This is a genomic window from Pseudomonas sp., assembly GCF_050739655.1.
Classification (GTDB): Bacteria; Pseudomonadota; Gammaproteobacteria; order Pseudomonadales; family Pseudomonadaceae; genus Aquipseudomonas.
This window is the reverse complement of the sequence record NZ_JBOIBY010000036.1, coordinates 54,260-74,278: the sequence shown is the minus strand read 5'-3', so window position 1 is coordinate 74,278 and position 20,019 is coordinate 54,260. Positions and strand designations below refer to the sequence as shown.

The following is a 20,019-nucleotide window of genomic DNA, read 5'->3' as shown; positions in this document are numbered from 1 at the left end:
CGGCAGGTCAATGCGCTTGAGGTTTCAAGAAGGCCAGCCAGCGAATTTCGCAGCGACGAAAAAGCCAGACCAGGGTAAACACCATCGAGGCATAGAGCACCGCCGCTATACCGAATGCCTCGAACGAGGCGTAAGTGGCCGAGTTCACATCACGGGCGACTTTTAGCAAATCAGGAACGGTGGCGGTGAAGGCGAGGGTGGTGGAGTGCAGCATGAGGATCACTTCATTGCTGTAGTACGGCAGCGCACGGCGTAACGACGACGGCAAAATGATTCGTCGGTACAAGGTAAAGCTGGACATGCCATAAGCGCGACCAGCTTCAATTTCACCGTAAGGTGCCGCACGGATCGCTCCGGCGAAAACCTCCGTGGTGTAGGCGCAGGTGTTGAGGGCAAAAGCCAATAACGTGCAATTGATTCCTTCGCGGAAGAAGGCATTCAGTTCCGGTTGGGATCGGATCATTTCCAGGCTGTACACACCGGTATAAAGAAGCAGTAACTGGATATACAGCGGCGTACCTCGAAACACATAGGTATAGAACCAGACTGGCCCGCGAATGAATGGATTTCGTGAAACACGTGCAACAGCCAGTGGTACAGAGAGGGCACCGCCGATGGCGATGGATACCACCAGCAGCCACAACGTCATGGCAACGCCGGAAAGTTGATAGCCATCGAACCAGAGGTAGGATTGCCAATATTCCTGAATGATTTCGATCATAGCTGTGCCCCTCTGACACCGGCAGAGTAGCGGCGCTCCAGCCACATCAGGATGCCGTTGGACAGGGTGGTGATCGCTAGATAAATCAGAGCGCCAATCAGACTGAAGTAGAACAATTGCATTGAGTGTTTGCCGGCATCCTGCGTCACCTTGACGATATCGATAAGGCCGATAATCGAGACCAGTGCGGTTGCCTTGATCAGCACTTGCCAGTTGTTGCCTATACCTGGAAGTGCGAAGCGCATCATTTGTGGGAACAGAACTCGCACAAAAATTTGTCGACGATTCATTCCATAGGCGATGGCAGCCTCAAGCTGGCCGGCAGGTACTGACTGAAAGGCTCCGCGAAACGTCTCGGTGAAATAAGCACCGTAGATAAAGCCAAGGGTAAAAACCCCGGCAACAAATGGATTGAGATCAACTTGTTCGAAGTGCATCGATTCGGTAAAGACGTTCAACAGAATTTGCAGGCTGTAGAACAACAGCAACATGATTACCAGGTCTGGAACACTACGGATCAACGTTGTGTAACCTGTTGCCAACACTTGCAGGGGCCGCTGGCGGGAAAGCTTTGCCGACGCCCCCAGCAAACCCAATGACACCGATAGCAACAGCGAGAGTAACGCCAGCTTGATGGTTGTGAAGGTGCCTTCGAGAATCAGCGCACCATAACCCTGTAAAAACATGTTCTGTCTCTCCTTCGGCAATAGCGGTCCACAGGCCGTCTATTCAGAGGCTCGCAAGTCAGTGGGAAACTGTGAGGGAGCGCATGGCCTGGGCTCTTGATCGCCACGCAAGAACGATCAGAGCCAGCCAGCAAAAGGAATCAGTTATAGATATCGAAGCTGAAGTACTTCTTTTGGAGTGCTTCGTAGGTTCCATTTTCGTGCATTTCGGCCAGTGCGCCGTTGATGGCTTTGATCAGCGCCTGGTCATCCTTGCGCAGGCCAATCGCTATCCCCTGGCCCAGTAGCTTTTCATTCTGGACAGCGTCGCCAGCAAAGGCGAAACCGTTATTTTGCGGCGTCTGCAAGAAGCCGATGTCTGCAACGACCGCGTCAGTCAGGGTGGCATCGATACGGCCACTGATCAGGTCCGGGTAGAGCAGGTCCTGATTGGTGTAGGACACCATGGTAACCCCGTGCGGTGCCCAAATTTCCTTGACGTAAGCCTCCTGGGTACTGCCTTGAGCGATGCCGACACGCTTGCCCTTGAGCGACTCCACAGTGGGAAGCAAACCGCTATCAGCCTTGGCGATCAGACGACTGGGGGAGTTGTAGAGGCGGTCGGAGAACGCGATATTTTCTTTACGTTTTTCGTTGACTGTCATCGCCGAAAGAATGCCATCGAATTTCTTCGCCTTTAGTGCCGGGATGATGCTGTCGAAAGCGACTTCCACCCATACGCACTTGACCTTCAGCTGAGCGCAAATGGCATTGCCCAGATCAATGTCGAAACCGACTAGTTTTCCGCTGGGCTCCTTTGATTCAAAGGGTGCGAACGTTGGATCTACACCGAAGCGGATCGTACTCAAATCGTTAGCGAGCGCGCCGGTCGACGCGAGAGCAAATACCGTGGCGAGAATGATTTTTTTCATTTTTCTTTGCCTTTTTCAGTCATTGGAGTTTGCGCATGGCTAATGCAAGGTCTTGGTGCAGGGCTAATTCAGGTGGCCTTGACTGCCTGCAAGAGGCAGCGTTGGCAGGACCAGAATACGAGAGTCTGAATATTCGAAAAGATGTCAAAAACTGTTGCTTTGTATAGCTGAGCTAAAGTATTAATCGGCGCTCGCTATTCTGGAGTCTCTGATGAACAACTTGCCTTCTCTGCGAGCCATCCAGGTGTTTGAAGCGGTAGGGCGCTTTGGCGGAATTGTCGAAGCGGCGAGGCGTCTGGGCATCTCGGCGGGTGCTGTCAGCCAGCAAATGAGATTGCTGGAGGACAGCCTGGGGATGAGTTTGACCTTCAGGGTAGGCAAGCGTATCCGCCTGACTGCTGCGGGGCAGCGTTATCACGATAGCTGCGTGGCAGCGTTTGAAACATTGCGCATTGCACAGGTAGAAGTCGAGCGAGCGAAGAGCGCTACCAACCTGCGAATCAGTGCCTTGCCATCGCTGCTTTCAGATTGGTTGGCTCCGCTTATTTACACATGGCAGAGCGAGCACCCAGGACTCAATCTGTTTCTTGATGGCAGCCATGCTGAACCCGCACCCGATGGCTATGAAATCGATTTTCGGGTGACGTATGGCGATTATGGTTCAACCGAGCACGCCGTTGAGCTGTTCCGCGACTGTGTCGTTCCAGTCTGTAGCCCACACCTGCTGCGTGCCGATTTGCCTCTACGAACGCCGGCGGATCTGTTGGCTTATCCACTATTGTCCATAGATTGGTTACCTAAATTTGCTTCACCACCTTCTTGGCGCGATTGGTTCAGCACGCAACAAGTCGACTGTTCGCAAATTTGTGACGGTTATCGTGTCTATTCATTATCGTCAATGGCAATCCAGGCCTCGATCCTTGGGCAAGGCGTTGTATTGGCGCAATACTCAATGATTGCTGATGCGGTGACGGATGGTCGTTTGATCATGCCGTTTGCGCAGGGGCTGCAAATGCCTTCGTCGTATTTTTTGGTGGGTGCCAAAGATGCTTTCGATAAAGCTCACTGTCGTGACTTCCATCGATGGCTGGTGGCTCGAGGGCGAAATCAAATGGCAATAAGTGAGCAACTTTTGACCTGATCCTGGCGCATATGTAGCCGCACATCACACGAGGGGTGATGTCGTCTGTTCACAAATCAGTCGACGCCAAAATCGCGGATGGTTTAAAGATGCCCAAAAGAGAGCGGGTACTCGATGACGATGTAAATCCGGTCGATGTCGTCCCCGGCCTGGGCGGCGTTGGCCCGATGGGTCACATGGGACAATTTCATGGACAAGTCCTTGGCCGGCCCTGATTGCACGATGTAGTGCAGATCGATGTCCCGCTCCCAATGTCGCCCGCCGTCCCCTTGTTGCGGGACGAACTGGCCAGTGTCCGGGTCAAATGGGTTATACGCGCCGCCCTTGGGCGCATTTGTGCCGTCGATGTCGCGACCGGCAACATAGCGGGTCATGAAGGTCAAACCGGGGATACCGAAGGTGGCCAGGTCGAGGTCATAGCGGGCCTGCCACGAGCTTTCGCCGGGGCCGTTGAAGTCAGCGTATTTGATTGAGTTGGCGAGGTAGATCGAGTCGCCACCAACAAAGTCGAACGGCGTGTCACCCTGGATTTTCTGATAAGCCACGGTGAAGCCCTGGGCACCGAGGGTATATTTTCCGGACAAGCTATAGGCTGTGTTATCGATCGCTCCGGCGACAGCATTGCCGTAATCCTGCGTGTGATAAACATTGCCGTCGAGAAAGAACCCGGATTGCTTCAGATGCAGGTTGGCGTAGTACTGACGCCAGGTCTCGGTCAGTTCGGAAGCGTACAGTGCACCGCCCAATGGCCGGTCTTCGAACAGTTGGGCGCCGAGGAAGCTGATACCACCGGTATCGGTGCTCACACCGTAGCCAGTGAAGTCACCTTTGCTGGTGGTGGCATCCTGATTCTTGAACGCAGTGAAGTGCCCAGCCTGGACATGCACGTCAGCATATTCGCGGCTGTCGAGCAGAAAACCCGTGGCGTATTCCGGTTGCAGACGTTTGTCGCTGGTGTCGAACACCGGGGTTTCCACGGTCATCTCGCCGTAGGCGAGGGTAGTTCTTGAAGTGCGCAGTTTTAACGCGCCACCGGCGCTGGAGTAGTCACTCTCACTGCGGCCATCCGAATCCAGCGGTAGCAAGCCTGTACCGGCATGGCCCTTGCCGCCATCGAGTTTCACACCGAGAAATCCGTGGGCATCGACGCCGAACCCGACGGTGCCGGGGGTAAAACCTGAGGCAAACGAAGCGATAAACCCCTGAGCCCATTCCTGTTTGTAGTTTTGGTTCGCCGCAGAAGGGGATCGGTAGTCACTTTGCAGGAAAAAATTTCGGTTCAGTACATTGAGTGTCGAACCATCCACAAAGCCTTGCGCTTGAGGTTCGTCGGCCAAGGCTGTCCCGCTGGCGGCGGCGATGAGCAACAGCCAGTGAGTGACGCGAAGTTGAGCCACTCTTTTTTGCCGTTTAGCGGTAATGAAGACTATCGGTGCGAGCTGCATGAGCGAGTCGTTCCATTTGGGAATGGGCATTCTCATGGGCTTTTGGAGCAGTGCGATTGTACGAATGTGCGTATCTGGAAATTTTGTAGAACCCGGTACATCGACAAGCACAAAATTTAAAAAAAACGCACATTTGTACAATCGCGCTACCCCAATGAGCCAGAGAATACGCGCTCCCCTACGTATCTGGAGAAGTATTATGGCCACTGCAAAAGCAGCACCTGGTAAAGGCTTGTTGGATCCTGCCAATCACGCTCTGATCCTGATCGACTTCCAGTCACAGATGTCCTTTGCAACCAAATCCATAGACGCAGTCACCCTTCGAAATAACGCTGCTCTGATCTCCAAAGCAGCGAAGGAATTCAACGTTCCGGCGATTCTTACCACGGTCGCCGAAAAAAGTTTTTCCGGCCCCATGTTTGAGGAAATTACTTCGACATTTGCAGGGCAGGCGCTCATCGATCGAACCAGCATGAACACCTGGGAGGATGAACGCATCGCCGTTGAAGTGAACAGAATCGGTCGCAACAGAGTTGTTCTTGCCGGTCTCTGGACATCGGTTTGCATCGTCGGACCAGCACTCTCTGCGCTTGAACAAGGGTTCGAGGTTTACGTCATTTGCGATGCCTGCGGCGACGTTTCGGATGAGGCTCATGAGCGTGCGATCACCCGCATGGTTCAGGCCGGTGCGCGCCCCATGACCTCGCTTCAATACCTGCTGGAACTGCAGCGCGACTGGGCTCGTAGCGATACCTATAACGAGACGGTGAAAACCTCCATCGCTCATGGCGGCGCTTACGGCCTCGGTCTGATTTACGCCAAGTCGATGTTTGGCGCATCGGAAGGGCACTGATCCTGATTTCGCCTCATCCCCTTAGGGATGAGGCGAAATTTGGGTTTGGATGTTTTTCGCAGCCGGCCGTCCAGCATGAAATGTAAGCAAGGGAGCATGTCCATGCGTGATGTTGAAAAGAGAATGGCTGCAAGCGATCTCGCACTGTGTTGGCTGCGAATCAGCGGTTGCCTGATGCTGATGTTGGCGCATGGACTCCCCAAGCTTCTCAATTTTCAGCACGAGTTGGGATTGATCGAAGATCCTTTCGGCATGGGAAGTACGTTGACGTTGTCATTGGCAATTTTCGCGGAGGTGCTGTGCCCGGTCTTGATCATATTGGGTGTTCTGACGCGCCTTTCGACCCTGCCGATTCTGTTTCTGCTGGCGGTATCGGTGATGCTGGTTCATCCGCAATGGAGCTTGGCCGAAGGGCAGTTCGCCTGGCTGCTGTTGATCATTTTCTCGACGATTTTCATCGCAGGCTCCGGGCGGCTGGCACTGGGATGGAACTCGTCACGCCGCTGGCCGCTTTTGCGTGAGCTTTGATGGAGCTTCAATACGATCAAGAGCGAACAGATGATGACAGTTTCGGCCTGGCAACCCCTTCGTCATGGATTGTTCTGCAGCCTGTGGCTGGCCAGTGTTTTCCTGCATCAACGGTTATTGCGCAGGATGGAAATATTCAGAGCGCCGGCTACGCAAAGCCAGGCAAGGTAGGGAAACAGGATCAAGCCCGTGATGACGTCAAGCCGCACAGCCATCACCACCATTGCCGCGACGACAAGCCAGAGCAGGATGAGGATCACCATACTGGCGAAAATGCGGTGCGCACCAAAGAACACCGGTGTCCAAAGCGTATTAAGCGCAATCTGCGCCGCCCATAAGGCCATTACCACTTGGCTTCCCGGCATCAAGCTCAACCGGTACCCAGCCCAGGCGAGTAACAAATAGATAATTGACCAAGCGACCGGAAACGCCCAAACGGGTGGTGTGAAGCTGGGTTTAGTAAGAGATTCGTACCACTGTCCCGGTTTGAAAAAGAAGCCTGTGCTTGCCGCAGCACCGCAGGCCAGGAGGAAAATATAAAAGGTCATCACCACTCCTTAGTTGAGCTCAGTGGTCTTGAATTGCTATACCAAGTCGCACCGTTAAGAGAAGACGCTCCAGGCAGTGAAAAGTTTGGCTTGAGGCGTTAATAGTGTTTAGCCATTGCCGCTAACCGATTTCATTCACCCTGCGTCTATCTCTCAATCTCCAAAGCAACGCCTGTCGGGCATGAGCAACGCGAGGTTGGCGCAACGCACTTGGCGTCCATATCAAATGATAGTCACGACTTGAGTGGCCTACAGGCGCAGGGATTTCTTCAAGCTCGCCGCTTTCAATATGTGGCCTGCACAGGTACGCGGGGAGGGTGCTCCAACCAAACCCATCGATCAGAAGTGTACGCAGTGTCCTTAAATCCTGGCCGACCATTGCGGGCATGGAGGTAGTTATTTCAATTCGATTAAACGTTAACCAGGCATCAATGAGCGGCAAAGCGAGGCTGTAAGCCAGTATCGGTTCGGCTTCCAGTGCGCCGACGAAGTCTTCCGCTGCAACGAGTCGCTTCACAACCGCCGGTGCAGCAACTGCAATGACGTCATCCGTGAACATGAGTTCACTGCGAAGCCGAGGGTTATCAGGAGCTGTAGCTGATACCCCCAGGTCGCATTCTCCTTCTATGAGCAAACGGCAGATCGACTCGTGATTACCGCTTTGCATTCGGATGCGAATGCCGTCCTCCAACAGAGGTTTGAGCTGCCTCGAAACGACTTCGGCTAGAAAATCAGCATGACCTATGATCTGGAGTGCGCCAGCCAACTCCATTGAGCGAGCCCTTGCAGAGGCTAGTGCGCTTTCCGCGTCGTCTAACTTGTCGCCTATATCCGCTGCCAGCTCTCTCGCCGCCGCGGTGGGCTCCACGCCACGAGCCTGTCTGTCGAACAGGCTTCTGCCAATGGCCGCTTCGAGTCCGGAAATATGCTGGGAAACAGCAGGTTGCGTGAGGTTCAGGGTCCGAGCAGCGCCACTGATCGAGCGTTGGCGATACACCTCTACAAATGTCCGCAGTCGTATAAGTGACATGTCGTTCCCATAAAATTATTTATGCCAGCCCCAAAATACTCTGTCTATTCCCCTTCGGGCTAGCCCATTACGATGGCCGCACATTTTGAACGCAGCCGTCAGTGGCCCACAGGTCGGACGCAGTCGCTGCACTCATTCATCCATGCAATAGCTAAGGAGAGACAGATGAGTTACCAGCCCACTGCTGATGATTTGCAAGTGATTCTGCGTACCATGAAACGTGCACACCTGGCTGCTGGCCCTGCTGATGCAGCCTTGCGAAAAGATAGATTACGCCGCGCCACCAGGTTGATTCGCGAAAATCACGCTGCTATTAGCGCTGCCATCAGTGCCGATTTTGGTAACCGTAGTGTTTATCAGTCGATGATTGCCGACATGGCCACCACGGTAAAAATGCTTGAAGATTCTGCCGCGCATGTCGAGCAATGGATGAAGCCGGAAATGGTTGAAAGCCCAGGCCCAGGCATGCAGGCCTGGATTGAGCAACAGCCCCTGGGCGTCGTCGGAATCATCAGTCCCTGGAATTTCCCAATCAATTTGGCATTCGGCCCTTTGGCGGGTGTTTTCGCAGCCGGTAACACTGCGATGCTCAAACCCTCGGAACTGACGCCAAAAATATCCGAGTTGTTGGCCGAGCTCATTGCCGGCTATTTCGATCCTGTCGAACTCACTGTGATATTGGGTGATGCAAGCGTCGGAGCCGCGTTCAGCGGGCTGCCATTCGATCACCTGGTGTTTACCGGCAGCACCAGCGTAGGCCGCCATGTCATGCGCGCAGCAGCGGACAATCTGGTTCCAGTAACTCTTGAGTTGGGTGGCAAGTCTCCTGTTGTGGTTGCTGAAGACTTTGATATGCGCACTGCGGTCGAGCGGACACTCACCATAAAAACCTTCAATGCCGGACAGATTTGCCTGTCTCCTGACTACATGATGGTGACTGAAGATCAGCGGGAGCAGTTGGTGATGTTCAGCAAAGAGTTCATCACCGAAAGCTTCGCTACCCTCATCACCAACCCGGAATACACCTCGATCATCAGTGAACGTCATTTCACGCGACTGGTCGGCCTGCTGACCGATGCGGAGCAGAAGGGCGCAACGCTAATCAACCTGGCGCCGGGCAGTGAGCCAGCTTTCGATGAAACTGCTCGCAAGATCGCCCCGCACCTTGTGCTCGATGTGACCGACGATATGGCCATCATGCAAGAAGAAATATTTGGCCCACTGCTTCCCGTTAAAACCTACCGCAGTGCCGATGAAGTGATTGCTTACATCAACGCCAACCCGCGCCCTCTGGCCGCTTATTACTTCGGTGATAACGCGCAACTTCAAGATCAATTCATGCGCGAAACGACGTCTGGCGGTCTAGTGATCAACGATGTCATGACACACGCTTCAATCGACAGTTTGCCATTTGGTGGCGTCGGTGCTTCAGGTATTGGCGCCTACCATGGGGTTCACGGTTTCCGTCGTTTTACCCATGCAAAACCTGTCGTCGTGCAGAGTCAGGACGGCGCATCAAACCTTCGTTTGCGGGCGCCGTATGCAGACAAGGCGCGAGCACTGGAAGCATTTTTCAACAGCTGAGCCGGGCTGATCGGCAGCACTTGTCAACACTCGCAAAATGCCCAAGGCAAATCCTGTTGCCGAAGGCCAAACCGCATCAATGAGGGTATGAAATGAAAGTTTTAATGGTACTGACGTCTCACGATCAGCTGGGTGACACTGGCTTGAAAACAGGGTTTTGGCTTGAAGAGTTCGCCGCTCCCTACTACGTCTTTAAAGACGCCGGTGCCGAGGTTGTATTGGCCTCGCCTGCGGGCGGTCAACCACCGCTTGATCCGAAAAGCGAAATCCCCGATTTCCAGACCGAAATGACTCACCGATTCAATGCTGACGCGGCTGCGCAGGCGGCATTGGCGAATACCGTCAAGCTCGATTCGGTCCGCGAGTCTGACTTTGACACGGTATTTTACCCAGGTGGGCATGGCCCTCTGTGGGATCTTGCCGAGTCAAAAACCTCGATTAGCCTGATCGAGTCCTTTGAACGTGCGGGTAAACCCATCGGCTTTGTCTGTCACGCGCCTGGTGCCTTGCGTCATGTGAAAGCCGCTGACGGCGCTCCCCTTATCAAAGGTCGTAGAGTGACTGGTTTTACCAACGGCGAGGAAGCTGCCGTTGAATTGACCGATGTCGTGCCGTTTCTGATTGAGGATGAGTTCCAGAGTCTGGGTGGGCGATATGAGAAAGGCCCCGACTGGGCTCCGTTCGTCATTGAAGATGGCAAGCTGATCACCGGTCAGAACCCGGCGAGTTCTGAAGGCGTGGCCAAGGCGCTGGTTGCCCAACTGAAGTGATCGTTGAGCACTCCTGGGCCCCTTTGGGGCTCAGGTGGGACTGGAAAATTTCTCATTTTTGGAGGCAGGCCATGATCACACTTCATCATCTCAACGCTTCACGTTCTCTACGTATTCTTTGGCTCTTGGAGGAAATAGGGGCGCGTTACGAGCTGGTCCGATATCAACGTGATCCCGTCACACACCTCGCGCCAGAGGCCCTGAAGAACATACACCCGCTGGGTAAATCGCCGGTGATCGAGTTTGAAGGCCAAGTGATGGTCGAGTCTGGCGCTATCGTCGAGTACCTGATCCGTCGGTTCGCTTCTGATCTGGAGCCAGCGTTCAGCTCCCCTGAATACATTGAGTATCTGCAATGGATTCACTTTGCTGAAAGCTCTGCGATGGTACCGGTGCTGCTCAAGGTATTCACACAGTTCGAGGTCGACGCTGGCACCCAGCTGAATTTTCTCGAAGGCTACACACGGACCGAATTCGACAAAGTGTTGGGCTTTCTCGACAGCATGCTCGCGGATAAGGACTTTATCGTCGGTGGCAAATTATCTGGAGCCGACTTCATGCTGGCTTTCGTTGCCATCACCGTCGTCGAGCAGCTCGGGGCAGGGGCGCAATACCCTCATCTGGCTGCTTATCTGCAGCGCCTTACTGCACTGGATAGTTGGAAGAGGGCTTTGAAGTTAGAGCATCAGAGCGCCTGACGGCCAAGTCAACTACCCGGTTCCGAGCACGGAGCTCGACGTTGAGTCTGCGAGATCCAGGACATGGGTGGGTGCATAACGAAGCGCATGAATTCCCTAGCGTCCGTCTCTTGCCATTACGACAGCGGTTTGCATTGGATCGACCAGCTCCAATGCATCATGGCCTCAATGATTGGGCACACGATCTTGTAGTGCCTTGCGGTGAATTCGGGGCGATTCACACTTTAAGTTCACCAGAACTCGTTCATGAAAAAAGCGTCCAGTGTTTTCACAATCGCAGTTGGCAGCCGTGATCCTGCTTCGCCCCCTCATACGGAAGACTCCGGCCTCTGCAAAGGCTGTATTTTCGAACCTTCGGATTACTCTCTATTTGAGGGCGATTATGAAATCGTCCACTACAACACCAAAGCCGGCACCCGTAAGCCCCGCCAGGTCAAGGTCTGCAAAAATCCTCACAGTGGCGAAATGGTCGAAACCAAAGGAGGCAACCACACAACTCTGAAAGAGTGGAAAGCAGCGCACGGCTTCGCGACCGTTGAGTCCTGGCTGACCAAGTGAGTTTGGTTTGAGTACAAAAGGGCCCTTTTTATTGTCGATGGTTAATGGCATTTCACTGCAGGAAAATCTGCTTTGGATTTTGAAGGGATTGGGAAAGTCGACATTGCGAATCAAAGAGCTGGCTTGACGTAGGCTTGCCTGGGCGATGGTTCACCATTCGTCAGCAAGGGGCCGTGCCTCTCCTTGACAGCCAAGTCGTCTGGGGAAATACTTGCAACAAGATTCATATAGATGACTAGACAACAAGGTGAATAAAGTCGATGAATGCTCTATCCAGTGATGTTCGCCTGCCGCTTTACCAACGCCTGCGTGACCACTTGGCAGAGCAAATCGCCAACAATCGCTGGCGTCCGGGAGAGGCCATTCCCACCGAAGCCGCACTTTCAGCGGAATACCAGCTTTCCACTGGCACCGTGCGCAAAGCGGTCGACGCGCTGGTCAGTGAGGGCATCCTGGAGCGACAGCAAGGTCGAGGCACTTTCATTCGCCGGCCGCAGTTTCAATCGTCACTGTTTCGTTTCTTCCGTTTTCAAACCGCTTCCGGCGAACGCCAGGTGCCGGAGAGTCGCATCCTATCCATCGAGCCGGTAGCCGCGCCCTCGGCGGTGGCCCAGGCGTTGGGCCTGCCTGTCGAGTCGCCGGTCATTCGCATAGTCCGGGTTCGTCTACTTGATGTTCAGCCGGTGCTCGCCGAAGAAATCTGGCTGCCGCGTAACCGCTTTGAGGCACTGCTGGAGATCGACCTGAGCCGCAAGGGGCCACTGCTTTATCCGATCTACGAAGAAGTCTGCGGGCAGGTCGTCGCCTATGCCGAAGAAACACTGACCGCTGAATCTGTGAATGACGTGCATGCGCGATTGTTGCAAGTCCCGATCAACAGTCCGGTGGTGGTCATCGAGCGTCTGGCGCGCGATTACGCCGGTACACCGCTGGAGTGGCGTCGCTCACGTGGGCATGCCGAGCACTTCCGCTACAGCGTGGATATTCGCTAACCCTGTGCCTGGGTAGCGGATCACTCAGCGACGACTCGGTCGTTGCTGATTTCATTGTTTTGATTGCCATGACTGGCCCGTAGCGGCGCGGTTTGTTCTCGGTTGCTTCCCGTTCCACTTATAAGGATAAGAATCATGTTCAGCTGGTATCGCCAAGTCACTCCTCGGGAGCGCAAAACGTTTTGGGCCTGCTTCGGCGGATGGTCGCTCGACGCACTGGAAGTACAAATGTTTGGCCTGGCAATTCCGGCTTTGATCGCCGCCTTTGCCCTGACCAAGGGCGACGCGGGGCTGATCAGCGCAGTGACTCTGGTCACTTCAGCCATCGGAGGCTGGGTAGGGGGGACGTTGTCCGACCGCTACGGCCGGGTGCGTACGCTGCAGTGGATGATTTTATGGTTTTCCTTTTTTACCTTTCTCTCCGCGTTTGTGAGCGGCTTCAACCAACTCTTGATCGTCAAGGCGCTCCAGGGTTTCGGCATCGGCGGCGAGTGGGCAGCAGGTGCAGTATTGATGGCCGAAACCATCAATCCGCAGTATCGCGGCAAAGTGATGGGCACCGTACAAAGTGCCTGGGCCGTGGGTTGGGGGCTGGCCGTCGGAGTGTTCACACTGATTTATTCCTTCGTGCCGCAGGACATGGCGTGGCGCGTGATGTTCCTGGTCGGACTGCTACCGTCGTTCCTGATTATCTGGGTGCGTCGTAATGTCGAGGAGCCCGACAGCTTCCAACGTCTGCAAAAAGAAAACGCCATCCCGCAAAGTTTCTTCAAATCCTTGGCAGGCATCTTCCGCCCCGAGTTGATCCGCGTAACGCTGTTCGGTGGTCTGTTGGGCCTGGGTGCGCACGGTGGTTACCACGCAGTGATGACTTGGCTGCCAACGTTCCTCAAGACTGAGCGCAATCTGTCCGTACTGAACTCTGGCGGCTACCTGGCGGTGATCATCTTCGCGTTCTGGTGTGGCTGTGTGGTCAGCGGTTTTTTGATCGACCGTATTGGCCGACGCAAAAACATCGTGCTGTTCGCGCTTTGCTGTGTCGTCACTGTGCAGAGTTATGTGTTCCTGCCGCTGACCAATACCCAAATGCTGTTCCTGGGGTTCCCGCTCGGCTTTTTCGCGGCCGGTATTCCCGCGAGCCTGGGCGCACTGTTCAACGAGCTGTACCCAGCGGATGTACGCGGTGCCGGTGTCGGCTTCTGCTACAACTTTGGCCGGGTGCTCTCTGCCGTATTCCCGTTCCTGGTCGGTCACATGAGCGACTCCATGTCCTTGGGTTCGGCGATAGGCATCGACGCAGGGATTGCCTATGGCGTGGCGGTGATCGCGGCACTTTGTCTGCCGGAAACCCGTGGACGCAGCCTCGAAGCTTCGAGTGCATCGGTGCCAGCAACGGTCAACGGCAACGAGAGTGCGCGGGCCTGATGCCCTTTACCTTCTATAGATGAACGCTATGACTGACACCTGTTCTACGCCGATCACCGGCATCGACTCCCATGCTCATGTGTTTAGCCGTGATCTGAATCTGGTCGGTGCACGGCGCTATACCCCTGATTACGACGCCACGCTTGAGCAGTATCTGACGCACTTGCACGCTCATGGTCTGAGTCATGGCGTATTGGTGCAACCGAGCTTTCTCGGCACCGACAATAGCTACTTGCTGGCGGCGTTGAGGCAAGCGCCGGATCAGTTGCGAGGCGTTGTTGTGCTGGAACAAGGTGTCAGTCGCGCCATGTTGAATGACATGGATCACCTGGGCGTAGTCGGCGTTCGCTTGAACCTGATGGGTAAGGCGTTACCTGATTTTCGTAACAGTGCCTGGACAGAGTTTTTCAGCCACATCGCTGATCTTGACTGGCATGTCGAGTTGCATCGGGAGGTAAAGGATCTGCCGGGGCTGATCCATCAATTGACGCCGTTCGGTTTGAAGTTGGTGATTGATCACTTTGGTCGGCCGGATGCCAATTCGGGCGTCGATCAGCCCGGGTTTTACGAGTTATTGGAGTTGGGATCGAAAGGTTCGATCTGGATGAAGGTATCGGGAATCTATCGTTTGGGAGGTACGCCACAACAGAACATCAATTTCGCTCGAATGGCATTACCGCTGCTGGAACAAAGTTTCGGCCTTCGCCGGTTGGTGTGGGGCAGCGACTGGCCGCATACGCAGCATGAGAAAAGCATCGGTTTCAGCACCGTAGTCGATCAGCTGCAAGCCTTGGAGTGTTCGACGCAGGTTAGCCATTCGTTGCTGGTGCAAGTCCCTCGAAGGTTATTCGGTTTTGCAAAAGGCGAGAGCTGAAATTTACGCCTGCATTGGCAGATGGCCATTCATCTCACCATTTAAACGAACACATACAGAACGTTCGATGTGCGACGTAGCAGATAAAACCTATCGCGCCTCATCGAGGAGTTCTGCGTAATAGCAGCATATTCCAATGACAAGAGAGTTGATTTCATGAACAGGTCATCCAATGCCGAAGTTGAAAGCACCCAAACGATGTTTGGTTTATCGCGTGCGCCGACAGGCGTTACGGTTTCAAGCTTCTCTTTCAAATCTGAGTGCAGCTTGAGCGCCAGCCCAACCGAGATCCTTTCATGACTCCCTTGGATATAAACCTCTTACTGACCGCATTGGTGAGCGTCCTGGTGCTGGTGGCGCTCATCGTGTCGCGTCTCAAAATGCACCCGCTCCTGGCCTTGCTGGTCGTTTGCGTTGGCGTTGGCTTTGCAACCAGTATGGAGCCAGAAAACATCCTCTCCCACTTGATCACCGGCGCCGGAAAGACACTGGGGGCAGTAGGGATCGTAATCGCGCTTGGAGCGATGCTAGGCAAAATTCTTGCTGACGCAGGGGTCACAGAGCAGATCGCCGAGGTCATCCTCAAGCGAACATCGGATCGGATGATACCTTGGGCCATGATGATGGTTGCCTTTGTCATTGGCATTCCCATGTTTTTCGAGGTGGGCTTGGTGATCATGCTGCCGCTTATATTCAGCGTGGCGCGAAAGCTGGAAAGCCAGGCCCGCTTCAAAGGTTCAGCGTATGTGTATGTGGGGGTTCCGGTAATTGCGGCACTTGCAGCCATGCACGGGATGGTACCGCCGCACCCTGGCCCCTTGACGGCCATCGCCGCGCTCAAAACCTCGGTTGGGCCCACAATGCTCTATGGCTTCCTTGCGGCTATTCCTGCAATGATTTTAGGCGGCCCGCTTTATGGCGCATTCATTTCGCCGCGCATGAGCACTCGGCCCGATCAGGTTTTGCTAGATCAGTTCACACTAGCTGAAAAAGCCGACGATCAACCACGCCCCAGCGTATGCCTTGGCGTGCTGGCAGCCTTGCTACCGGCGATCCTGATGCTGATTCATGCCGTCGCTGAGATGGTATTACCCAAGGGCAATGCGATCCTGAATATGGCCAGTTTCTTGGGCAACCCCCTGATAGCCATGCTCCTGGGCGTGCTGTTCGCAGGGGCAAGTCTGGTACTCGCGCGGGGCGGCGATGCGGGGCAATTGCGCGAATCCCTGGGCAAGAGCCTCAAGCCAATCGCCTCAATCATTATGATCATCGCCGGCGGTGGTGCCTTTCAGGAGCTGCTGACCAGCGCCAAGGTGGGCGATGCCATTGTGCACCTGACTCAGCAGTCTGCTTTCCCTCCGCTGATCCTGGGTTGGTTGATCGCGATGTTGCTTTCGGTATCCACCGGTTCTGCCACTGTAGGCATCGTTGGTGCTGCTGGCTTGCTGGCGCCGCTTGCAGGTGCTGATCCCAGCCTCAACCTGCCTCTGCTTGCCTTGTCCATAGGCTGCGGCTCGCTGTTCTTTAACTATGCGAACCATGCGGGCTTCTGGATGGTGAAGGAATCCTTCGGCATGACTATGGGCGAAGCCACCAAGACCATTTCGGTGGTTCAATCCATCGTAGCCGTGGTCGGTTTGATTGTGGTGTTGATGTTGAATGCGGCTGTCACGGTGGTTTGAGTCAGGATCTGTTCGCAGGTAGTAACCTTGCCCGAGCGAGTTAGTCGAGGAGGGAAATATAGTTACGTTCAACAGGGTGTTTCACCAGCGAACTTGAATGCTCAGTGTTCGCTGGTAAAGATGGAGCGTTTTACTCGGCTCTAACCCTAAAGTGTCGGCACCCGAAAGCCACGCATGTTTAAGGTCTATAAAAACCCGCACACCGGCGAAGTCGTCGAAACCAGAGGGGGCAATCACAAGACTCTGAAGGAATGGCAGGCTGAGCACGGCTCGGCGACCGTCGAGTCTTGGCTGACCAAGTGAGTTTGGTTTGAGTACAAAGGGCCCGAGAGGGCCTTTTGCAATTTCGTACAGAAGAGATGCGGTTGAACTGCCTCATAGGAGTGACAAGAGATAGAGTTAACTTAGAAAGTCGCTTCCCGCACGACAGCAAGGAGAGCCTGTAGCGGATGCAGAATCGTCACACCTTCCTTACGTTTAACTTGGCTACGGCAAGAATACCCATCCGCCAAAAGGCGCCCTGATCGGTTGAATTTTTCCACCAGCGGCCTCCAAGACTGATCGTAGATAAGGCCTGAAGTCTTCGCGTTTTTCGACTCGTGACCATAGGTTCCGGACATTCCGCAGCACCCGCTCGCCTGAACCTGCAGCTTTAGTCCCATGCGCGTATAGATTTGCTGCCAGAGGCCAATGCTTCCAGGCTCATTTGTTTTTTCCGTACAGTGGGGCAGGAAGTAATAAGTTTCCGCACCTTTCTCCTCGTACAACTGCGGTAGTGCATCTGCTAGCCACTCCTGAGGCAGTAAAACGGTGAGAGTTTTATCGCTGCCCAGCGTCTTTGCATATTCCTGCCGGTACACCAACGTCATCGCCGGATCGAGCCCCACCAGTGGTATTTTGTAGCCTTCAATCTGACGTAGAGCATCAGTGTTGAAATTTGCGGCTTTCACAAACTCGCCGATGAACCCTTGCACCTGAAGCGGTTTTCCGTTTGGCGCAAAAGGGGCGATGTAAACCTGGTAGCCGAGCCTTGAGATCAGTTCGATCCAATCTGATAGCACCGGTGTTTCGAAGTAGCGGGTAAAAGCATCCTGAACGAGGATTACGCTGCGGCTACGCTGGTGTTCTCCCAGTGCCGACAAGCGCTCAGGTGTAGCAATCTGAACGCCCCAACGGCGGCATATAGCGTCGAAGTCCGTCATGCTTAGCAAAGGGCTATCGACCATTCCGGCCACATGCTCGAGGATGAAACGCACGGGGCGAGCGCTCATGACAAAGTTGTACAGGCGAGGGGCACGAGCGATGAAGGGAATCGTGTATTCGAGCGAGCCTATCAGATAGTCCTTTAGCGGACGCAGATAGCGGCTGTGGTACAGCTCCAGGAACCGCGAACGAAACTCCGGTACGTTGACCTTCACCGGGCATTGCCCCGCGCAGGATTTACAAGCAAGGCAGCCAGCCATTGCCTCATAAACTTCATGGGAAAAATCTTGTTGCCCCATTTTCTGTGCGACCGTGTTGACGGCTCGTTTTGCGATGCTGGTGACATTACTGCTTGATCGTATGTGATCACTAGCCACGACTACATCAACGTCTTGCTGGCCCTGCAGTCTTAGCCACTCGCGAATCAGCGAGGCACGTCCTTTAGGTGAGTGCACACGATTGCGGGTGCCTTTCCAGGACGGACACATCGCGTCGTCTGGATCAAAGTTGTAGCACGCACCGTTCCCGTTGCAGTGAAGTGCGGTGTCGTAGCTTCGCCAAACCCTCTCATCAATTGTCCGGTCTAAGTCGCCGCGTAACTGAACGCCATCTACCCGGGTTAGCCGAGCTGCCAGCACCGTCTTGGGGGTTGCGATTTTCCCTGGGTTGAGTTGATTGTGCGGATCGAAAGCTGCTTTCAACTCCTGCAGTGCCGGGTAAAGGTCGCCGAAGTAGTCGGGCACATATTGGGATCTCAAACCCTTACCGTGCTCACCCCACAACAAGCCACCATGCTTTTGAGTCAAAGAAGCGACGGCGTCGGAAATAGGGCGGATTAGGGCAGCCTGGGCCGGGTCTTTCATGTCAAGAATCGGTCGCACATGTAGTACACCTGCGTCGACATGGCCGAACATTCCGTACTGCAATTCATAGCTGTCCAATAGAGCACGGAATTCCTGTATGAAATCAGCAAGATTTTCAGGGGGTACGGCAGTGTCCTCTACGAATGGCTGCGGCCTGGCTTCACCCTCAACGTTGCCCAGCAATCCAACCGCCCGTTTACGCATCGCATAGACGCGCTTTAGTGCATCGGCGCCTATGGCAAGCGTATGGCCCAGGCGCAGAACGGAGTTGTCTCGCTGCAGATGCAAGACAAAGTCATGAACGCTCTGATGGACAGTGACTTCATCGTCACCGCTGAACTCAATGAGGTTTATTCCCAAGGTGGGTGTGTCTGGATCTTCGGGGAAGTATTCAGCGACGCCGTGCCAGACAATGTCCTTCATCGCCAGCATCAAAACTTTGGAATCAACGGTCTCAATCGATAACGGCTTAAGCAGCATCAACGCCTTCGCGTCGCGCAAAGCATCCATGAAGCCGGCATAACGTACGTTGACCAGGATCGAGTACTTCGGGATCGGCAAGACATTAAGTTTGGCTTCAACAATGAAACCTAGGGAGCCTTCGGAGCCGCACAATACACTGTTGAGGTTGAAGCGATCACCCTGCTCACGAAGGTGAGCCAGGTCATAGCCGGTGAGGCAGCGGTTTAGTTTAGGAAAGGTTCGCTCAATCAGATCCGCCTGGTTTTCCGCGATGTCGATCGCGCATCGGTAAACCTCACCGATCCGATCTCGACGCGCAGTTTCTTGCTTCAGAAAGCCGTTTTCCACTGCCGCGCTGTGGAGTAGCTCACCCCCAAGTAAAATCGTCGAAAGCTCTAGAACGTGGTCGCGGGTTTTGCCATAGGTACAACTTCCCTGGCCACTGGCATCGGTGTTGATCATGCCGCCAATCGTTGCCCGGTTGGAGGTGGACAATTCCGGCGCGAAGAAAAGTCCATGGGGCTTAAGCGCGGCATTTAACTGGTCTTTCACCACGCCACTTTGGACGCGCACCCAACGCTCTTCAGCATTGATTTCAAGAATGGTGTTCATGTGACGTGACAGGTCGACGACGATACCATCGGTCAACGACTGGCCATTGGTGCCGGTGCCGCCACCTCGTGGTGTGAGCACGACGGATCTGTGCTGAGGCTCCGCTGCCAGTTTCGCGAGAGTCTCTACGTCCTGAGCATCTACGGGGAATACGGCTGCTTGAGGTAGACGCTGATAAATCGAGTTGTCAGTTGCAAGCACCGTCCGCTGGCCATAGCTGCAAGCGACTTCTCCTTGGAAGCCCGCTTTAGCGAGCTGCTTTAGAAACTCGTCGTAGTTCACGCTTAGATTTTTGGACGGGAGCAACCGTGCGATCATTATAAAACTCCAACCGGCGCGAGGCTTTACTTGACGTAGCTAACGTGCCGGCAGTGGGGAAGCCTGCAATAATTTCGAGCATGTTTAGGCGATCAGGCATCAATGCCGTATAGCT

At 54.4% G+C, this 20,019-nt stretch carries 18 protein-coding genes and 1 pseudogene; 12 read left to right on the top strand and 7 right to left on the bottom strand.

The genetic code is table 11. From position 1 onward, the window contains the following. Positions 1 to 7: 7 nt before the first annotated feature. From ACRESJ_RS02250 to ACRESJ_RS02240, 3 genes are all read right to left on the bottom strand, one after another. The gene (locus ACRESJ_RS02250) at positions 8 to 721 is read right to left on the bottom strand and encodes an ABC transporter permease (RefSeq protein WP_431756434.1); all 714 of its coding nucleotides are present in this window, start codon (positions 719 to 721) and stop codon (positions 8 to 10) included. Beyond that, the gene (locus ACRESJ_RS02245; protein WP_431756433.1) at positions 718 to 1,407 is read right to left on the bottom strand and encodes an ABC transporter permease; all 690 of its coding nucleotides are present in this window, start codon (positions 1,405 to 1,407) and stop codon (positions 718 to 720) included. Before ACRESJ_RS02245 ends, ACRESJ_RS02250 begins: the two co-directional genes overlap by 4 nt. A gap of 140 nt (positions 1,408 to 1,547) precedes the next feature. Beyond that, positions 1,548 to 2,318: an ABC transporter substrate-binding protein gene (locus tag ACRESJ_RS02240; RefSeq protein WP_431756432.1), complete on the bottom strand. Its 771-nt coding sequence runs from the start codon at positions 2,316 to 2,318 to the stop codon at positions 1,548 to 1,550. 211 nt (positions 2,319 to 2,529) lie between these two features. Here ACRESJ_RS02240 and ACRESJ_RS02235 point away from each other — a divergent pair, with 211 nt between their 5' ends. Then, on the top strand, positions 2,530 to 3,459 hold the full coding sequence (locus tag ACRESJ_RS02235) for a LysR substrate-binding domain-containing protein (protein ID WP_431756431.1): 930 nt from the start codon (positions 2,530 to 2,532) through the stop codon (positions 3,457 to 3,459). Between the two features lie 83 nt (positions 3,460 to 3,542). Here the strand turns inward: ACRESJ_RS02235 and ACRESJ_RS02230 are convergent, their stop codons facing one another. Further along, the gene (locus ACRESJ_RS02230; RefSeq protein WP_431756430.1) at positions 3,543 to 4,856 is read right to left on the bottom strand and encodes an OprD family porin; all 1,314 of its coding nucleotides are present in this window, start codon (positions 4,854 to 4,856) and stop codon (positions 3,543 to 3,545) included. 247 nt (positions 4,857 to 5,103) lie between these two features. Here ACRESJ_RS02230 and ACRESJ_RS02225 point away from each other — a divergent pair, with 247 nt between their 5' ends. Both ACRESJ_RS02225 and ACRESJ_RS02220 read left to right on the top strand, forming a co-directional pair. Then, entirely contained in the window at positions 5,104 to 5,757 is a 654-nt protein-coding gene (locus ACRESJ_RS02225) for a hydrolase (RefSeq protein WP_431756429.1), read from the top strand. Positions 5,758 to 5,859: 102 nt separating this feature from the next. Next, positions 5,860 to 6,285, top strand: coding sequence for a DoxX family protein (locus ACRESJ_RS02220; RefSeq protein ID WP_431756428.1), 426 nt, complete (start codon positions 5,860 to 5,862; stop codon positions 6,283 to 6,285). Between the two features lie 107 nt (positions 6,286 to 6,392). Here ACRESJ_RS02220 and tspO read toward each other — a convergent pair whose 3' ends face one another. Both tspO and ACRESJ_RS02210 read right to left on the bottom strand, forming a co-directional pair. Continuing rightward, positions 6,393 to 6,833 carry a tryptophan-rich sensory protein TspO gene (gene tspO / locus ACRESJ_RS02215; RefSeq protein WP_431756427.1) on the bottom strand — a complete coding sequence of 147 codons (441 nt, stop codon included), beginning with the start codon at positions 6,831 to 6,833 and terminating at the stop codon, positions 6,393 to 6,395. A gap of 121 nt (positions 6,834 to 6,954) precedes the next feature. Beyond that, a complete protein-coding gene (locus tag ACRESJ_RS02210; protein ID WP_431756426.1) occupies positions 6,955 to 7,863 on the bottom strand; it encodes a LysR family transcriptional regulator in 909 nt (302 codons plus the stop codon). A 165-nt stretch (positions 7,864 to 8,028) separates the two neighbouring features. Here ACRESJ_RS02210 and ACRESJ_RS02205 point away from each other — a divergent pair, with 165 nt between their 5' ends. From ACRESJ_RS02205 to ACRESJ_RS02165, 9 genes and pseudogenes are all read left to right on the top strand, one after another. Further along, positions 8,029 to 9,447 carry a coniferyl aldehyde dehydrogenase gene (locus ACRESJ_RS02205; protein WP_431756425.1) on the top strand — a complete coding sequence of 473 codons (1,419 nt, stop codon included), beginning with the start codon at positions 8,029 to 8,031 and terminating at the stop codon, positions 9,445 to 9,447. A gap of 92 nt (positions 9,448 to 9,539) precedes the next feature. After that, positions 9,540 to 10,217: a type 1 glutamine amidotransferase domain-containing protein gene (locus ACRESJ_RS02200; RefSeq protein WP_431756424.1), complete on the top strand. Its 678-nt coding sequence runs from the start codon at positions 9,540 to 9,542 to the stop codon at positions 10,215 to 10,217. Positions 10,218 to 10,288: 71 nt separating this feature from the next. Continuing rightward, the gene (locus tag ACRESJ_RS02195) at positions 10,289 to 10,915 is read left to right on the top strand and encodes a glutathione S-transferase family protein (protein ID WP_431756423.1); all 627 of its coding nucleotides are present in this window, start codon (positions 10,289 to 10,291) and stop codon (positions 10,913 to 10,915) included. Between the two features lie 246 nt (positions 10,916 to 11,161). Next, positions 11,162 to 11,473 (top strand): DNA binding protein, encoded by a 312-nt coding sequence (locus tag ACRESJ_RS02190; RefSeq protein ID WP_431756422.1) that lies wholly within the window; start codon positions 11,162 to 11,164, stop codon positions 11,471 to 11,473. Positions 11,474 to 11,733: 260 nt separating this feature from the next. Then, a complete protein-coding gene (locus ACRESJ_RS02185; protein ID WP_431756421.1) occupies positions 11,734 to 12,465 on the top strand; it encodes a GntR family transcriptional regulator in 732 nt (243 codons plus the stop codon). 135 nt (positions 12,466 to 12,600) lie between these two features. Further along, on the top strand, positions 12,601 to 13,890 hold the full coding sequence (locus ACRESJ_RS02180) for an MFS transporter (protein ID WP_431756420.1): 1,290 nt from the start codon (positions 12,601 to 12,603) through the stop codon (positions 13,888 to 13,890). A gap of 28 nt (positions 13,891 to 13,918) precedes the next feature. Next, positions 13,919 to 14,764 carry an amidohydrolase family protein gene (locus ACRESJ_RS02175; RefSeq protein ID WP_431756419.1) on the top strand — a complete coding sequence of 282 codons (846 nt, stop codon included), beginning with the start codon at positions 13,919 to 13,921 and terminating at the stop codon, positions 14,762 to 14,764. Between the two features lie 296 nt (positions 14,765 to 15,060). Next, on the top strand, positions 15,061 to 16,446 hold the full coding sequence (locus ACRESJ_RS02170) for a GntP family permease (RefSeq protein ID WP_431756418.1): 1,386 nt from the start codon (positions 15,061 to 15,063) through the stop codon (positions 16,444 to 16,446). A gap of 156 nt (positions 16,447 to 16,602) precedes the next feature. Further along, positions 16,603 to 16,749 (top strand): annotated as a pseudogene (locus ACRESJ_RS02165) (histone-like nucleoid-structuring protein, MvaT/MvaU family); the annotation flags it as partial. A gap of 101 nt (positions 16,750 to 16,850) precedes the next feature. On the opposite strand, the gene ydiJ reads toward ACRESJ_RS02165, so the two are convergent. Next, positions 16,851 to 19,904 (bottom strand): D-2-hydroxyglutarate dehydrogenase YdiJ, encoded by a 3,054-nt coding sequence (gene ydiJ / locus ACRESJ_RS02160; RefSeq protein WP_431756417.1) that lies wholly within the window; start codon positions 19,902 to 19,904, stop codon positions 16,851 to 16,853. Between the last annotated feature and the right edge of the window lie 115 nt (positions 19,905 to 20,019).